The following is a 1,269-nucleotide window of genomic DNA, read 5'->3' as shown; positions in this document are numbered from 1 at the left end:
GGGTCTGCTGCACCGGCAGGTGACAGATCAAGTCACGCGGCCTGACTGGCCGGTGGGGTCATGATGGTCTCGTAGTCGATAGGGGTCAACCGGGCTAGCGATCGTTGGCGTCGGCGGCGGTGGTAGGTCCGTTCGATCCAGGTCACGATCGCGGTCCTCAACTGCTGGCGGGTGGGCCAGGTCCGGCGGTCGAGGACGTTGTTTTGCAGCAGGCCGAAGAACGACTCCATAGCGGCGTTGTCGCCGGCGGCGCCGACTCTGCCCATCGACCCGCTCATGTGGTGCTGGTTGAGGGCGCGGACGAATTTCCGGCTGCGAAATTGCGATCCTCGGTCGGTGTGCAGCACGCAGCCGGCCACGTCACCGCGGCGGGCGACGGCGTTGTGCAGGGCTTTGACGGCCAACCTGGATTTCATGCGGGAGTCGATGGAGTATCCGACGATTCGGTTGGACCACACGTCCTTGATCGCGCACAGGTAGAGTTTGCCCTCACCGGTGCGGTGTTCGGTGATGTCGGCCAGCCACAACCGGTTCGGGCCGTCGGCGGTGAACTCGCGTTTGACGAGATCGTCGTGGACCGGCGGACCCGGCCTACCGCCCTTGCCTCGCCGTCGTTTCCGGCTGAACGCGCTGAACCAGCCCATGTGAGAGCAGATCTTCCAGGCGGTCCGTTCGACCATCGGTTGTCCGGCGGCGCAGGCCTCATCGGCGAGGAACCGGTAGCCGAACTCCGGGTCGTCGCGGTGGGCGTCGAACAACGCGTCCGCCCGATACGCCTGGGCCAGTTCGGCGTCGGTGACGGGTCGGGCCAGCCACCGGTAGTAAGGCTGTCGAGCGATGTTCAGCACCCGGCACGTCACCGCGACGGGGATCCCGTCAGCGGCCAGCTCGCTCACGAGCGGGTAGAGCCTTTTCCCGGCAGGTTCGCCTGTGACAGATACGCCGCGGCCCGGCGCAGGACCTCGTTCTCCTGCTCGAGCAGCTTGATCCGCTTACGGGCCTCGCGCAGCTCGGCCGAGTCGCTGCGGCTCGCTGCAGACTCGGCCCCTTCGTCGATGCCGGCCTGACGCAGCCATTTGAACAAGGTCATCGGGTGCACGCCGAAGTCCTTAGCGACCTGCTCGACCGACACGCCGGGCTCGCGCTCACGGGCCACCCGCACGACATCGTCGCGGAACTCACGAGGGTAGGGCTTGGGCACAGCAACATCCTTCCAGCCCGCCGTCACGGCAAGCCATCTCAGATGTCACCTATCTGTGCAGCAGACCC

Annotated in this window: 1 protein-coding gene; it reads right to left on the bottom strand. The window is 66.4% G+C overall.

Going from position 1 to position 1,269, the window contains the following annotated elements; all coding sequences use genetic code 11:
- Positions 1–32 precede the first annotated feature (32 nt).
- Positions 33–1,201, bottom strand: a protein-coding gene (locus AB0C26_RS46425; RefSeq protein WP_360261782.1) for an IS3 family transposase whose coding sequence is annotated in 2 segments (ribosomal slippage) — positions 33–914 and positions 917–1,201 — 1,167 coding nt in all. Because the reading frame shifts where the segments join, the coding sequence is not laid out codon by codon here.
- Between the last annotated feature and the right edge of the window lie 68 nt (positions 1,202–1,269).

The organism is Actinoplanes sp. NPDC048796 (assembly GCF_040650035.1).
Classification (GTDB): Bacteria; Actinomycetota; Actinomycetes; order Mycobacteriales; family Micromonosporaceae; genus Actinoplanes.
This window is presented reverse-complemented; position numbering and strand designations above follow the sequence as displayed.